Annotated in this window: 14 protein-coding genes; 9 read left to right on the forward strand and 5 right to left on the reverse strand. The window is 42.8% G+C overall.

Annotated features, from left to right (window positions below; translation table 11 throughout):
* Window positions 1-71 precede the first annotated feature (71 nt).
* The 5 genes from MHN33_RS06260 to MHN33_RS06280 all read right to left on the reverse strand — a co-directional run bounded on the left by MHN33_RS06260 (window position 72) and on the right by MHN33_RS06280 (window position 4831).
* Entirely contained in the window at window positions 72-713 is a 642-nt protein-coding gene (locus MHN33_RS06260) for a protocatechuate 3,4-dioxygenase (RefSeq protein ID WP_239397155.1), read from the reverse strand.
* 252 nt (window positions 714-965) lie between these two features.
* Window positions 966-1565 carry a class I SAM-dependent methyltransferase gene (locus MHN33_RS06265; RefSeq protein ID WP_239397156.1) on the reverse strand — a complete coding sequence of 200 codons (600 nt, stop codon included), beginning with the start codon at window positions 1563-1565 and terminating at the stop codon, window positions 966-968.
* A gap of 233 nt (window positions 1566-1798) precedes the next feature.
* Window positions 1799-2608, reverse strand: coding sequence for an ABC transporter permease (locus MHN33_RS06270; protein ID WP_239397157.1), 810 nt, complete (start codon window positions 2606-2608; stop codon window positions 1799-1801).
* 116 nt (window positions 2609-2724) lie between these two features.
* Window positions 2725-3762 carry a nitronate monooxygenase gene (locus MHN33_RS06275; RefSeq protein WP_239397158.1) on the reverse strand — a complete coding sequence of 346 codons (1038 nt, stop codon included), beginning with the start codon at window positions 3760-3762 and terminating at the stop codon, window positions 2725-2727.
* A 94-nt stretch (window positions 3763-3856) separates the two neighbouring features.
* Complete coding sequence (locus MHN33_RS06280) at window positions 3857-4831, reverse strand: alpha/beta hydrolase (RefSeq protein ID WP_239397159.1); 975 nt, start codon at window positions 4829-4831, stop codon at window positions 3857-3859.
* Window positions 4832-5028: 197 nt separating this feature from the next.
* Between MHN33_RS06280 and MHN33_RS06285 the strand changes: the two genes are divergently transcribed.
* From MHN33_RS06285 to MHN33_RS06325, 9 genes are all read left to right on the forward strand, one after another.
* Window positions 5029-5211, forward strand: coding sequence for a ribosome alternative rescue factor ArfA (locus tag MHN33_RS06285; protein ID WP_239397160.1), 183 nt, complete (start codon window positions 5029-5031; stop codon window positions 5209-5211).
* A gap of 81 nt (window positions 5212-5292) precedes the next feature.
* Entirely contained in the window at window positions 5293-5667 is a 375-nt protein-coding gene (locus MHN33_RS06290) for a PH domain-containing protein (RefSeq protein ID WP_239397161.1), read from the forward strand.
* 915 nt (window positions 5668-6582) lie between these two features.
* Window positions 6583-7674, forward strand: coding sequence for a hypothetical protein (locus tag MHN33_RS06295; protein ID WP_239397162.1), 1092 nt, complete (start codon window positions 6583-6585; stop codon window positions 7672-7674).
* 1542 nt (window positions 7675-9216) lie between these two features.
* Complete coding sequence (locus MHN33_RS06300; protein WP_239397163.1) at window positions 9217-10758, forward strand: AMP-binding protein; 1542 nt, start codon at window positions 9217-9219, stop codon at window positions 10756-10758.
* A 24-nt stretch (window positions 10759-10782) separates the two neighbouring features.
* The gene (locus MHN33_RS06305) at window positions 10783-12381 is read left to right on the forward strand and encodes a class I adenylate-forming enzyme family protein (protein ID WP_239397164.1); all 1599 of its coding nucleotides are present in this window, start codon (window positions 10783-10785) and stop codon (window positions 12379-12381) included.
* Window positions 12378-13061, forward strand: a complete 684-nt coding sequence (locus MHN33_RS06310; protein WP_239397165.1) for a glutathione S-transferase family protein — start codon at window positions 12378-12380, stop codon at window positions 13059-13061. Before MHN33_RS06305 ends, MHN33_RS06310 begins: the two co-directional genes overlap by 4 nt.
* A 16-nt stretch (window positions 13062-13077) precedes the next feature.
* Window positions 13078-14517 carry an aldehyde dehydrogenase family protein gene (locus MHN33_RS06315; protein WP_239397166.1) on the forward strand — a complete coding sequence of 480 codons (1440 nt, stop codon included), beginning with the start codon at window positions 13078-13080 and terminating at the stop codon, window positions 14515-14517.
* A 17-nt stretch (window positions 14518-14534) separates the two neighbouring features.
* Complete coding sequence (locus MHN33_RS06320) at window positions 14535-15557, forward strand: methyltransferase (RefSeq protein ID WP_239397167.1); 1023 nt, start codon at window positions 14535-14537, stop codon at window positions 15555-15557.
* A gap of 15 nt (window positions 15558-15572) precedes the next feature.
* Window positions 15573-16088 carry a pyridoxamine 5'-phosphate oxidase family protein gene (locus tag MHN33_RS06325; RefSeq protein ID WP_239397168.1) on the forward strand — a complete coding sequence of 172 codons (516 nt, stop codon included), beginning with the start codon at window positions 15573-15575 and terminating at the stop codon, window positions 16086-16088.

The raw sequence follows: 16088 nt of genomic DNA on the forward strand, positions 1-16088 counted from the left end.
AAATCAGTGAGCCCACAGATTATGTGGGCTCATCGTTTTGCATAAGAATGATAGATTGCCCTCAAGCAGGTTCACAGTGGAATTTTTTGTAATATCAGGTTGTACAGGTAATGATTTTCTCGCTCAGTTCGTCTGACCGTCATCAGCGCCTGCTCTTGTGCGCTTTTACGCGTAAACAGACCATCTTTTTGATTTAATGGATGATCCGGAAAGTACAACTGAGTCAGTAAGGAGTCGTAACCCAGCTTGGTAGCTTTCAGGTGAATGTGGGGCGTGCGCTGGCTACGGGCATTGAGCGGGTAGGCGCCGGGAAATACGGTTTTGAAGCGAAATCGCCCTTGTTTACCACTTTGAATTATGGCCCATGCCTGGAAGTGCTCATCGACAGGGGCTTCGCTGGTATCGTGAGGATGATGGTACTTTCCAAAGGTATTGGCTTGCCACAGGTCTAACGTGACATCTTCAATGGTATTTCCCTCATGATCAAATACTTGTCCGGCAATTTCAATATGCGTACCCTGAGCTACACCCGTTTTTCCCGCCACCCGGGTCAGGTCGGCATCTTGGTCTTTTTGTGGGGTTATGGGGTAGTAGGGTCCCTCCATTTCTCTGGGAGTCAGTATCGTTTGCGCTTGTGCAGCGCCTGCAAATGCACCTGCCAGCGTGCCCGTGGCAAGGTTTTTAATAAAGTGACGTCTGGAGTTATGCGACATAAAACACCTGAGTTTGCGTTGTTATTTACTAATCAGCATAGAGTGCTGCGAACAGAGGTGTCTTATCAAAAAGCTATTTTTACTTAAAATAGATTTATATTTGGAGTAGATCTGACAATAACAAATTGTAATATATAGTTTTATTTTTTAACTATGCTATTTGTACGAACGACTGAGTCTGAGAGTCAGTTTAGGTTTTGCCTCAATAAAATGTACTTTTCTATGTGTTTTTGTCCTTAACGTATCCACAGTTCAGGCTTTTTCGGCTACCAGATAAGTGTGAACCTCTGGATATTGGTCGAACTCTAAATGTCTGATAATGCAGCCTATGTCTATGAGCAATTGTAAGAATCCAGTGACGCCAAGCGACGAATAGTAAACCTCTGGCCCCATAGCATTATTTGTGTGACAACCTACTTGTGTTGTGCCACCAAATGAAAATATAAACACGCCTCCAGGGTTGAGACTGTCTACTATCTTAGTCAGCACCTGCCTCTGCGCCGACAAAGGTATATGCCAGATACTGTCCCATGCTGTTATAAAATCATATTTATGTGGCAACATGTAGGTGCAAATATCACCCTGGACAAAAGAAATATCTGGATGCTTACGCCTTGCCAGAGCGAGCATCTCTTCTGAAATATCTAACCCAGTTGGCTTAAAGCCTTCATTGATCAGTAACTCGATAAAACGACCTGTGCAACCGCAGCCAATATCCAGCGCGTTGCCGCGATGTTTAACAAAACTAATCGCCCTTTTATGTTGTGCAATGCCATTGTTCATATCAAACTCCTCACGCTCCCAGAGGTGGGTTATTTGATTGTAGGCTTTTCCTATTTCTTTTGGTTTCATGGCTGGTTTCCTGAAAATAAAACGACCTATTAAAGAACACAGGTTTAGTTGTAATTGCTTCAAAGAAGTCAAAACAACTAATCAGGTGCCTCCAAATCCGCCTATAACAAGCTGTGACGAGGGCTGAAATACCGTCAGGAAGGACGGTGTTTGTTGTGGTCTTTGTCAGAGATAAGAACCCATAATGAGATTTCACAACTAAGTTGGCAACACTTTAGCGTATCGATAGTGACTTAGCCTGGCTCGGTCGTTTCTTGTCTCAAGCACCCGGAATCCAGCTTACCCTGCGGGCTAATTACACAACGCACGGCAATAAACAAGCATACGGTAATAGACACACTCATCATGACCCAGACGGCTATCATGATCATCACTTGGTATTTGATGGCGACCATGGGGCTGGCGCCGCCGAGGATCTGGCCGGTCATCATGCCGGGTAACGACACCAGGCCGGTGGTGGCCATGGTCGCCAGAATGGGCGCAAGTGCCTTTTGCAGCGCGTTTTGTACAAAGGGTAAAGTGGCATCGCGTACCTGTGCCCCCAGCGACAGTGCAGCCTCATATTCAGGCCAGCGGGTTTTAAAGGCGTCGAAAAAATGTTGCAGGCAAACGATGTTGGCATTAAGACTGTTGCCCAGCAACATGCCCGCCAGCGGGATCAGGTACTGAGCATGGTAATAGGGCGTTGGCTGGATAATCACCAGAGTGACAAAGCTTAACAGGGGTAAGAGTCCGGCACACAATCCGGTAAACACGGCCACAAATAACGGACGCCTGGGCAGGCGGGCTTTACTGAGAATAGCGCTACTGCCGATGAGCAGCATCACCAATAACCAGATGAGGTTCACCCAGAGATTATTGAGGGTAAACAGGTATTCCAGATACAGGCCGACCAGTAATAACTGAACGACCATGCGGATCAGTCCAATAACGGCTTCTTTGCCATTATTGAGCTGATACAGCGCGTTGATGGCAAAGGGCAGCAGCAGGGTCAGGCTAAACAAGCCCAGCTGCCACCACTGAATGTCGATTACCTGTTGCATCTGGGTGTCTGGCTATTATAAGTGTTTTTATTACAGTCGATTATTACACAGACAGCCATTTAAAATCATCCAGTGACTTTGCTTGCTAAAACCACGGTACGCGCTGTTATTGCAAATCACTCTGCCAGTAGCCTGCTTACCCGGGCATGCTCGGCTTTCGCTTCAGCCATGATTCGGTCGATCAAGACCTCAACGGGTTCGATGTCGCGGATCATCCCCTGTGACTGGCCAATAAACTGGACGCCGTGTTTCAGGTCGCCCCTGATGGTGGCGGCTTCCAGCTTTTCGGTGGCGGCGCCAAAGAGGGTCAGCATACGGATTTTGTCGAACTGCGCCAGTAAGCCCAGTAGTAATTTCCACAGCGGCATATCGACCATTTTTGAGGCTTTAAAGGACTTAAAAACGGCCACTATGGGATTCATCGGGCGGCGGGTGGCTGTTTCTGCCATCGGGGTTTTCATTACCCGGGCGTAGAGGCCATCGAAGTTTTTAGAGTAAATGGTGTCGGCGACCTTTTTATCGACCACCGCCTGTTTAACATTCTGGTGCACCGGGCTTTGTGTGCTGGTTGCCAGACGGGAGCCCATGGCAACGGCATCGGCCCCCAGTGCCAGAGCAGCCAGCAAGCCTTTGCCATCGGAAAATCCACCTGCTGCAATCACCGGAATATCGACCAGCTCAACAATGTTGGGTACCAGGCACAGGGATGTGACTTCACCCCCATGTGCGGCGGCTTCGTGGCCAGTTACCAGCAGGGCATCTGCGCCACTTTTTTGCGCGGCCAGCGCATGCTTTTCGGTCACGACGGTGGCGATGGTTTTGCCGCCATAGCGTTTTACGCCTTCCACTATCCAGTCGCCTTTACCCAGCGAAAAGTTAATCACCGGCACTTGCTCTGCCAGCGCGACTTTGGCGTTTTCTTTTGCGCCGGGCATCAACAAAGTGATCCCAACGCCAAAGGGCTTATCGGTGAGGGTGCGAATTTTGGCAATGGCCTGACGGGTTTGTTCCTGGGTCAGTGGCCCGGTGGCTAAGATCCCCAGGCCACCGGCGTTCGAAACTGCTGCAACAAGTTCAGGGACTGAGATCCAGCTCATGCCGGGTAAGATGATGGGTTTGTTTATGCCCAGTAGGTCGGTAATACGTGTGTTCATGTTGATGACTTAAACTGGTCTGATGTGTTGTAAGCATACCGGGAAAATCGTTTGGAATAAAAGCGAATAATGTGCCAAAGCGCACATTTAATGGCTAGGGCGTTTTCTCTTGCACAGATAGTTGTCTTTCTTTTTGAGTATCCGCCTTTTTCTTTCGCTTCTTTTTTAGCCGTTTGAGCTCGGCTTTCTTTACATGTTTTGCAATCCATTTCGTCATTTTTCCCATCAGCATGGGCGGAAAGTCATGACCCAATCCTTCAACCACTTTAAGCCGTGCTTTGCGGATCTCTGCAGCAGTTTGCTCTCCTGCTGTGAGCGGAAAAATCGGGTCGTGGGTACCGTGGATCACTAAGGTGGGCGCTTTAATCCGGGTCAGCAGATGACGTCGGTCGCCACTGGCGGTGATGGCGGCCAGCTGGCGTTTAAATCCCGCCGGATTGTGGGCCCGGTTGATATGCATAGTTGCCTGTTCACGCAGGGTGTGTTCATCGCGCGGATAGGCCGGACTGCCAATCAGCTGGTTGAGCCTGACATTATAAGAAATCGCAGCCTGCCGGCAGTTGTTGCGAGGTGTAATACGTGCCAGTTTAACCAGTACGCCCAGGCTCTTACCGGAGATTAACTGGTTGTTGGAATTAGACATAATCGAGGTCAGGCTGAGTATTTTTTTGCGGTGTTTGGCGGCCAGGATCTGCGCAATCATTCCCCCCATTGAAGCGCCGACCAGATGGGCCTTTTTGATTTTCAGTGCTTTCATCAGTGCCAGCACATCGTTCGCCATATCTTCGAGCGAGTAGGGGGCTTGTTTACCAAAGGGAACCTTGCGGCGCAGCCAGGTTTTAAACAGATTAGGGGTGCCGAAGTCGTCAAGGTGACTCGATAACCCGCTGTCGCGGTTATCGAAGCGGATCACTCTGAAGCCTTTGTCTGCCAGGCCAAAATACAGTTCATCGGGCCACACCGTCATTTGTGCACCCAGCCCCATTATCAGAATAATGGCTGGCGCATGTCGGTTACCACAGTCCTGATAGCTCAGGGTCAGGCCGGTTGACGTTTTAATGCTGCGCATAACGTTTTTAGTGCGACTCTATAGTTAAGAAAAAAGTATAGCCCATAGAGAGTTACAATCTTTAGCTGAAAGCGAAATGAACAGAAAATTTTTTACTTAAAAAGTAAAAAATAGACTTGCGTAGGACAGAGAATACATCAATAATCAGCGCGCCACAATTGGTGGTTATTTAAACTAATATCAGGAGTAAAAAAAGTATGGCAAGCAAGCGCAGCCAGTCGCACGAACATCTGCGTGGCGACATTAAAGACAATGCCTTAAAAGCATTGGTAACCAGCCCACTGTTTAAAAGTAAAGTAGAGAAGAGCAAAAAGGGTAAAGGCAGCTACCGCCGTAAAGACAAACATCAGGGCCGAGAGCCTTACCTTATGGCAGCTTAGGCGAGCAATAAGATAAGGCTTTCGACAAACGAGCGTTATGTGACTAAGCTTGTGGCTGACTAAATAATAAGGAGCAACCAGATGGGATTATTAAGTGGGTTATTAGGCAATGCCAGCGAAGTTGATAGCGACGAGTTGGATAAGCTACTCAACGATACCCTGATTGACGGGGAAAACGTGGCACAAGCGTATAAAGTGATCCGGGATATGTTTGTGTTTACTAACAAACGCCTGATCCTTATCGACAAACAGGGGGTCACTGGCTCTAAGGTCGAGATGCTGAGTATTCCGTACGGTAAAATCACCAAGTTCAGTAAAGAGTCGGCGGGCCATTTCGACCTGGATGCGGAGCTAAAAATTTGGATAGGTTCTGAGCCCGAGCCGCTGACTAAAGAGTTCAAAGCCGGTGATAACATTAATCAGGTTTATAAAATTATTTCACAATATTGTTTGTGACATGCCAACAGTTTATTGGCAGGCCGCTATGCTAAGGCAGAAGATCTGCTGTACTGTCATAAACTCATCGCTAAGTACGACACTCTCTCCAAATTAAGCAGCCAGCATCATTTTCTCAAAAACTGAAGTTGGCTGCATAAATATCAATCGCTGTATTTGGCTTATGGTGTGTACATAATACCAATTGCACTTAACATCTGTTCAATTTTAAGGAGCAAATATGACGCTAACGGCGTTAAAAATTTCGCATTTAGAACAACTAAATAGCAAAATTTTCTCCTGGTTAGCGACGATATTTTCTCGCCTCAAAATAGAACACTCAATTAAGCAAATTGGTATAACATTGCCAGACCAGTATCAGCCCTCGTTTATTGCTTTCTATATCTTGTCTCAGTAAAGACGTAGCGTAAATCTTAGCATGCACTTGGCTGAGTGACCTGTATGTAATTAAAGCTTATATATGGGCGCCGGTTATGAGCAAGCAGGCGGAACGACTCACCTGAATTAAAGCGAATACCGTCATCGCTGTGGCCATGATGATAGAACAACAGCTGAAGTGGCAGACCACACACCCTTCATCAGATCCATGTGGACATTTTGGTGGTGAAATTTTAGTCAAAAATTGCGGCTGAATGTTTGTAATTGGGCCGAAATAGACTAATACTTTAGTTGTTCTTAAATTGCTTATTTTTGTTAAAAAGAGGATAGTTGAGCGATGCAGATATCAGGTGGAAATTAATTTTCTTTTTATTTCATTGGTTTACATTTTTTATTGTATCTGTGGCTAATTTTAATTGCGATATTGTAATTGAGTATTGATAAAGGATGTAGATTAATTTACATTGGTAGGGATAACTTGATTATTGTTAATTGTACAGTTTTTGTCAATTATGTTGTTGATATTTGAGGAAAAATATGGAAAACCTTGCGCTCGAGAGCATATTGGTCTCTGAGTTGAGCACTCATGGTGGTTCTGAAGTCTTAAAACGGGATGACTTCGAGTATAAAACGCTGTTCTTAAACTCGATCGAAATGGATCCTGAGAATCCTCGTTATTTACCCGTTAAGTTAATTTCAGATCATCACGCTAAGAGTTACTTGAAGCGCATGCTTAGTAAGGCAAACTTGATTGAAATATATAAGCCCAGGGAACAGGTTTTAGTTGGCTATGGTTGCTTGGTGAACTGCATTGAAAGCGGCACTTATGAACACAGCCTGGCGCATAAAAACTTTAAGTCTATTGCCGATTTGGCGGACAATATTCAACGTTCAGAAGTGATCCAGGTGCCAACTGTCTATCCCCACAAAGATGTGTATCGGATTTTAACTGGGCACCGGCGGTTTCTGGCCATGGTCTACAGCCAGGGCATTGAAGGTGTTGGCCAGTTTAAAGTTTATGACTCTGAACCATTATTTAAAAAGGTTAAGCAATTTCAGGAGAATACCAGTCGGGAAGATCTGGATGCCTATGGTAAATTGAGTGCTTATATCGATGCAAAACTTGAGTTGGATACCTTATCTCAGGCGCGTCTGAAAGTCGGTGAGAAAGCGCTTACGGTCAGAAGTCAGGTTGCAATGCTAGGCGTTTCAGCTGGCAAGTTTGATAATTACAATGTACTAACCAGGTACCCATGCGTTGTTTCGCTTTATCAAAAAGGGTTAAGCAAATCCTTTAAAGCAGTAAAAAAAGTCGTACTGAGAATTGAAGAAGAGTATCGCGCTAAGTCTGGTTTTGATAAGAAAGTGTTCAACAAAACCGAGAAAGACGAAATAAATGATTTGATTTACAGCGCACTGACTGGTAGTAAGTCAACGCAAAGAAATATCATTCGAACAAAACCCATTCATTCTCCCTTAGTGGTTAAGCAGTTACTACAATCGGATATTACCGCCATGGACATGGGGGTCGACTGGTCCCAGGTGAATTGGCACTGCTCTCAGGAAGTTGATGATGTACTTGGGAAAGTTATTAAGAAACTTGAGCAGCTGCAACTAACAGTCGAATAAGATAGGGAGCAGGTCTGATTTCAGACGGCTTCAGTATGACATTCAGGGGTTTTCATAAAAGAACAGCGCCACGACTCACGGCGTGACGTTTTCCTGTCAAGGAGAACACATGCCATGAGGTTTCTGTTGTCAAGCGGTGGCGAAAGGTACCAGGTGTCGCATCTTGGATGGCAGGACACGCTCTCAGTACCTGCCAGGTATGTCATATGCCATCGCTTGACCATTTCACCTTGTTATCGCTGTGGTTTGATCTTCTCCAGATTGGCTACTGAATTAAGTGGTTCAGGATAAGAGTCGAACGATACACCCGCAGCGAAGCATTTTCGGTTTACACATTTACCTTTGCCTCGTCAGCGAATAAATTTTTCCGTACATGCTCATAGACTTCAATGTCAAGAGCCTGCCAAGCCTTCATATCAAGCAACGCATTGAGCTGCAAGAGAACTTGTAAAGTCACAACCAAAACGCTTGGTCAAGAAGTGTTTCGGTTGTGAGAGTTCATGGAATTTGAAACGGTCATGTATGCCTTCTTTAGGGCGATGTGTTGGACCTCAGACAAGCCCGAAGTGCGGATCGAGCTTTGCGGCTAAATTTTCAGTTCACCTGCTAACACGGTAATACTCATGAAATAAAAAAGGTACAGTATTACCTTACATATTAGACGAATCAAGGTTTCGAAATCACCACACTGATGTCATGTGTGGTGCTGCATTTCGAGGGAAAAGCTCCGCTGAGCAGAGAGATAGTTGCCAAATTTAGCGGGCTCGTTGTTGCCTTCTAAGTGTGAAAGAAACAATGATATACGAAAATTACTATTGGCCAAAAGTCTAATATTGGTTGCTTTGTTTTGTCGGTAGAGTGTTTTTCAGACAATTATTTGCAATATGCGGCCCGTCATCAAAATTTAATAGAGTACAGGATGTGAGTTCTTACTAAGGCGGAAAGCGTATGATTACTAGGTATTACCTAGTCAATTGTTACTTAATGTTTGCATTAGATGTTCTTTGTGTAAATAGTATTTGCAATAATGTGTTGGCATGTTTATATTACTTTGGTAGTATCGTTTCAGGGAATTTTTTGATGTTACTGCTAATAAACGCAACGCGATTCCCATTGGTATGTTCGAAAATATTCATCAAACATTAGCAAAGGAAGTGTGTCATGAATAAAGATTGTATGTATCAGTTATTGAAAATGGCATACGAGTTTGGCTATTTGGATTGTGAGAATGGCAACATGTTAAGCTCTGGTCTGTTAGTAGAACATTTCCTGGAATGTGCTCACGACATAAATGAAATTGAACATTTAGAAACACAACTACAGCAATTAAAGAGTACAAGTATGTCTCACCGGTGAGACAAATCTAGATAATGCAAATGCTGAGTCATTCTACCTCAGGGATGTTGCAGGGGACCATAAGTCGTCAAGACAATAAATGCATCACGTGATCTGAACAATGGGATTTAGGTTGAGATGTGACTTGTTGGTTATCCATTTATGTTCTGTCAGGAATTGATTGATGAGTCAAGAAGGATACGAATTGTGAAAAATGAAAAAGTGCAACCCCTTCATCTGGCTTCTGTTTTATTGGAGCGTGTTAGGCATCGGGAACGGAATGATAGCCCTTTGTTTATTGATGATAATAATGAGATATCAGGTGCAGCATTTGTTGGGAATCTTAACCTTTTAACCACGAGCTGTTTAGCTGACACAGCAGACCATCGAGTCGTGATTTGTATGAATGACTCAATTGCACTGGCGTTAAGTTTTTATGGCGTAATGCTGGCCGGTGGTATCCCCATTGTGATTAACCCCAGGCTTAGAGCTGAATCTATATCTTATATTCTCGCGGACAGCGACGCCAGATTGATTATTTCTGATGAAGAGTATCGTGAAAAATTTGAAAATATGCAGCATAGCTCAGCTTTGTTGCTACACAAAGAAAATAACTTCTTTCGACACTCACAATTAATATTTTCATTGGACTGTCAATTAAACGCAACACAAAATCCAATAAATGGAGTTGTTTCGACACAAGGACATTGCTTTTGGCAGTATACCTCGGGAACTTCCGGAGACCCTAAAGCCGTGATGCACACGCATGAGGGGATACTGGATATGTGTGAGCAATTTGCAGGTCACTATTTACAAATAAATGAAGAAGATATCATCTATTCCATACCTAAAACGTTTTTTGGGTATGGAATGGGAAATAGCCTGATATTTCCACTTTATGGAAATTGTACAGCCTTACTTACTCAGCAATGGCCTTCTGTTGATAAGATCCTTTCCAATATTAAACAGCATAAGCCTTCATTGCTTTTTGGCGGTCCGGCGATATATAAAATGATGTTGGATGATCCCAGAACTGCCGAAGTTGTCAATATTCCAAGGTTATTTTACTCTGCAGGTTCGCCATTATTAAAACAATTGCACGAAGAGTGGTTTGCAAAATATGATAAATATATTATAGATGGCATTGGTGCAACTGAAGTTGGACATGTATTTATTGGAAACGATATCAGTAGTCCAAAATTTGGTAAAGTGGGTAAATGTTTACCTGGATATGAGTGTAAGTTATTGGCAATAGAAGGTTACCCAAAGCATACTGGGATTCTGTGTGTTAAAGGCGGATCTGTTGCGGCGGGGTACTGGAACAAAGCCGATAAGCAGGAGGAAAAGTTTTCTGACGGTTGGTATATAACAGGAGATATTTTTTCGGTTGATGAAGAGGGAAATTATGAATTTATTGGTCGTGAAGATGATTTATTCAAAGTTAAAGGAAGATGGGTTGAACCCGTAAAGATAGAAAACTGGTTGTTGAGTAAATATTCATGTATTTCGGAAGCGGCTGTTGTACCTTTCCATGAAAATTATGATGTTCAGTGTGCTCTATTTATTGTACTGGGTGAGAGTGCGATTTGTAGCACTCAATTTGAGTCCGAGTTGAGGGGAGATTTGTCAAACGGACTGCACTCATTTGAAGTCCCGAGACAAATACATTTCTTAGAGTCACTCACAAAAAATGACAATGGAAAATTAGAACGCAAGAAGTTAATTGAAAAAATAACTCTACATAATTAATGACTAACACGGTGATATCAGAAAATGTTATTTGAAGAAAATAAAATAAAAACAATTCAAAGTGATGACTCGATTGGTGCGGGTAACTTTATACACAAACTATTGGAGTACAGCACCGATCCGGACGCTACTTGTATTTATCAAGACAAAGCAATACTTGATCATAACGGCAAATTGAAATCAGAATTTTCCTTAAATGAAATTGTAGAGAACGCCAACTATTGGTCGAACCTATATTACTCTCAGGGGATCAAGAAAAGAGAACCTGTGTGTTTATATTTGAACGATAACTTCAACTACTTTATTCATTATTTAGCATTAAATCAGATTGGTGCCATCCCTGTTTGCATTAATCACAATCTAAGTACAGAAGTGACAGCTGAATTTATAAAGAGAATTGGCTCAAAGGTATTAATTACCGAGCAGTCGATCAATGAGCAAGCTGAATCTATTAGACATGAAATAGGCACAGATTTTAAAGTGCTCAGATTGGAACTCTTGCTTATCGGTGAATCAATTGACTTTAAAACCGAGTTTAATCATAACGATGATGATGTAGTCCTCTTAGCTCACACTTCAGGTACAACCGGAATTCCAAAAGGTGTTATCTTTACACATAATAGCTTGTATTTTGGAGTCAAAGAGCAGCTGCATAAACAGGTAGGTACCAGAATATTAAGTAGTTTGCCGCATTCACATAGCTCTGCGATTTCAGTGTTGATGTCGAGCCTAATGCGTGGCGCTACCGTCTATATTCAAAGCAAGAGAGAGCCAAAGGAAATTGAATCCAGCGTGGCAAGCTTTAAGCCTGATATGGTAGTTGCTTTTCCAAAAACTTTTGTAGACCTATGCCGGGTAGAGTTGAATGCAGAGAATTTTGATTCTGTATCATACTGGTTAAGTACTGGTGATGCGAATCATGAGCCACATATTCGTAAGTTAGTTGCCTTGGGAAATTGTACGATAAAGGGTGAAAAACTAGCGGGTTCCATTTTTATTGACAACCTGGGCTCGTCCGAATTTGGTTTCGCCATGTTTAGAAATATTCACACGCCAAAGTCTAATAATTATAAGCGTTATATTGGTAAGCCATTTGACTGGGTGCAGGCTGAAGTGCTGGATGAGCATGGTAATGCACTAGAGCCAAATGAAGTGGGTATGTTGGGCGTATTGTCTGAAAGTGTGACTGTGGGATACTGGAATAATCACTTGCTTACCGAGCAAAATAAGGTAAATGGCTATTGGCTTACAGGCGATTATGTCTATAAAAACAAAGTGGGTGAGTTTTTTCATGTGGACAGAATATCTGATAAGTTAGAAACCCGTGAAGGTCCAATGTACAGTTGTCAGGTTGAAGAGCTAATTCTGGGGCAATATGACTGCATTTTTGAGTGTAGTATTATAGGTGTACCTGATGGTGGTCAATACCAAAAGGCTGTCTTATTGGTTGAACCCAAATCCGGTTGTAGTTTGAGAGATACTTTACTACAAGAATTGAATGAAATGCTGGTCAAGGAAAATATTCCGACTTTGAGTGCGATTAAGCTGGAACCCGGCTACGAGAATATAGGTGCGACCGGCAAAAAGCTAAAGCGTGTACTAAGAGAATCAGTATCAATATGAATGCCGTTCTCGAAGCCAATACCCAATATACATTAGTTAACTTTAATATATGTCCCTACGGGCAACGTGTATTACTGGGACTAGCGTTAAGTGGTGTTTCCTATAAGCACATCAGTTTGCATATCTATGAAGAGAAACCTGATTGGTTTATAGATAAAGTGAAGTGTGGAAAAGTACCGGCTTTATTTGTAGAGAGTCAAAATGGAAAAGATACGGATAAGAGTGCATTTACAATTTCTGAATCACTTGCGATTTTGTATTATTTGATGGAGTTGACACAATGCACTTGGTTTCCAGGTAGGCTGGAGCAAGATTGCAAGCACAGAGAACTGATATTTTTTGCCGATGATATTCACTCGAGTCTAAAGTCTTTTTTTACGGCTGAAGAGAGTCAGCGAAAATCACAGTTAGATAAAGTGCATCGTCAACTCTCAACTCTTGAAAATGTTTTTACCGATTTATCAAATTATGAACCATGGATGATGATAGACATTGTATATGCGCCACTGTTCAATTTGATAAAAGAGTTAGAAGAAATTTTTAATGTTGAGATGCTAGCTCAGTATCCGGAACTTGAACACTGGTCAAACAATTTGTTAATGAGTGAAGTTTTTAACTCTATATCTGATGTAAGCTTTTCTCAAAACTTACGCGGGTTTATCTCAAATTGTAGGGCGTAAAATATGACAGGGCGTGATGGAAAATATGCAAGTTAACATAATAGAAAAACAAGACATTTCCAGTGTCGAACCCGAAAACCTTTCGGATTATAAGGAGTATGGCGAGCTACTTAATTCTTCTTCTAAACTGGTAGAGTCATTAGTTAGTAATGCTGAGTGTGCAAAGTTAGAAATATTAGCGAAGAGCGATCAGGAACTAGAAGAAGCCGTTATAAAAATAGCACAAGGGGTTGCTGAGTTATCCGAAGAATTTGTCAATGAAGAGTATCAGCAGTCAAAAATCGGTAATATTGTAGATAAGACTCATAAACTCTCAATAGTCACTGATTTAGCAAGTAAAGATTTGTTGGGTATTAAAACTTTTGGCGCGATCTCTGAGCAAGATGGAGTCACTGAGTATGCCAGTCCTGTGGGTGTCATATTTGCGATAGTACCTTTGACGAATCCGATCCCCAATTCGCTGTACAAGATACTTAATGCTATCAGGACAAGAAACTCAATCATTATCAGCTATCCCAAGAAAACGGTTTCTATCGGTTTACGGCTTATTAAGCTCGTTAACTCGATTTTGTCCAACCTGAACTTCCCGAAAGACCTGGTTCAGGCATTACCTTTAACTTCAAGTCGAGAGCTTGTGCAACAGGTGATGTCTCACCCTGGTATTGATTTAATTCTTGCAACGGGAGGCTCTTCTTTGGTCAAAGCGGTTTTAAGTTCTGGTAATCCAGCCTATACCGTAGGACCGGGAAATGTCCCAGCCTTGATTTTCGACGATGCAGACTTAGGCCATGCCAGTCGCTGTATTGTAAAAAGTAAAGCGTATGATAATGGCATTATATGTGGTTCAGAAAGTAACTTGATTGTTGATAGCCGAGTGTATACGGCATTAATAAAGGAACTTGAACAGAGCGGGGCAGCGGTACTTTCTGAATCTGAAAAAGAAAGAGCAACGCAAATGTGGTTTGAGGAGCAAGGCGGGTTGAAAACCTCTATGGTTGGAAAGCCTGCGCAATATCTCGCTGTGATTGCGGGCATTGAACGTGATTATCTGATCAGAACATTGGTTATTCCATGCCGGGCGAAGGAAGTGGAATATTACTGCTGGGAAAAGCTTGCGCCAGTTATGTCGATATTAAATGTTCATCAATCACAGTTAATCAGTGTCGCCGAGAAATTGTTGTCTATGGATGGTGAAGGCCATACCGCTGCGATCCACACGATGAATAAAGAGACCGAGTTAGAGTGCGCTGAAAGGTTGTCGGCAGGAAGAATATTGGTCAACTGCCCTGCAACATTCGGAATGATGGGTGTCACGAGTCACTTACCCATTTCGTTTATGCTGGGGAGCGGCACTTGGGGAAGTTGTATTTCAACTGATGCGATTACTTGGCGTCATTTATTAAATATTAAGCGTCTTTCTCACTATAAAGAAAATCCGATTGTAAACTTATATTAATACGAGAGAAAATAACAATGGAATCCGTACAAGCACTTAATAAGATAAATCGCATTGCATTTAGTTTCTATACGGCAGGTACATTTGCTGCTGCAAGTAACTTAAAAGTATTTGAGCACCTTGCAAAGCCTGGTTTGAGGCCAACTGAACTCAGTGAGAAAGTGAATATTCACCCACAAGCTGCTCAATATCTGCTGAGTGCGTTAGAGTCACTTGAGTTAGTAGAACAGGCTGACGGGGTATATTCAAATTCAAAATTCGGTCAATATTTACATTCACAATCTGAAGTTCCCATGTCATTTGCCCAACATGACTATTATTTTTATCGTATGTGGGAAAACTTACCTGATGCACTGAGAGAGTTTAGTCCTCGTCACGAGCAGACATGGGGAAAAAGCGCGTCAGACCTTTATAAGTCTATATATGGTGATGAAGAAAAACTTAGAGACTTTTTTAAGTTGCTTGACTCATATAACGTTCCAATTGGCCGGCTAGCAGCTGAACGCATTGACTTTAGCAAATATAACAAAATTCTCGATTTAGCTGGGGGGACTGGCTCTTTCTCCGCGGAAGTTGTTAAGCACTATGAGAACTTGTCAGGAGTGGTATTGGATTTGGAACCAGTACGCATGTTGTCAGAGGAGCTAATTGAGCGGAATGAATTACAGGGACGATTTGAATTTACTGTAGGCGATATGTTCAATGGTGAATATCCACAGGGCGTCGATGTGATATTCCTCAGTTATATCTTACATAACTGGGATGATGAAAAGTGTGTTGAACTATTGAAACACTGTTATAACAATTTACCTGAAAACGGCATATTAGTTATCAGTGAAAAAGTGCTTAACAATGATCACTCCGGAGATTGGTGGGGTGTGATGATGTCCTTACAAATGCTGATTGCCTTTGAACCTGGTGCAAAAGAACGCACATTAGAAGAATACCAAGATTTGCTCCAACAGGCAGGTTTTAAACATTCAGAGCTGGTTCAATTGGATGCGCCTAGAGATCTACTAATTATTTATAAATCAATATAGGAATAGGAAACGACAATGAGTAGTCAACCAAAATTGAGCCGTATTGGCGTACCATTTGATATGAAACCTGAAGATGAAGGGGTATTGCTTCCTTGGTCTCGAGCCAGCGAACAGCTAAACGAATCGGTTATTTACTGGGTATGCACAAGTCGCAAAGATGGACGTCCACTAGCGGTCCCTGTTTGGGGCGTATGGAAAGATGAAACCTTTTATATGCGCATGAACCCCTATACCCGGACAAGAACTAATCTGGATGAAAATCCGAATGTCGTTGTCCATCTTGAAAGTGGCGAAGATGCCGTGATTTTTGAGTCTGTTGCGGAAAAAATCACGGATGAAGAACTACGAACCAAGGTCGCAGAAGCATTCGATGAAAAGTATGACTTCCCACAACCTAGTGCTGTGTTTTATCAGGCAAAACCAATTACAGCGATGTGCCAGCTATGTCATGGTGTCGGAGAGACCGCAGCAAATGAATACAGAGCCTCAGGTACTAAGTATCGCTGGGAATCTGGTGAAGATCGCACATAA

This window comes from Pseudoalteromonas sp. OOF1S-7 (assembly GCF_022347765.1).
Classification (GTDB): Bacteria; Pseudomonadota; Gammaproteobacteria; order Enterobacterales; family Alteromonadaceae; genus Pseudoalteromonas.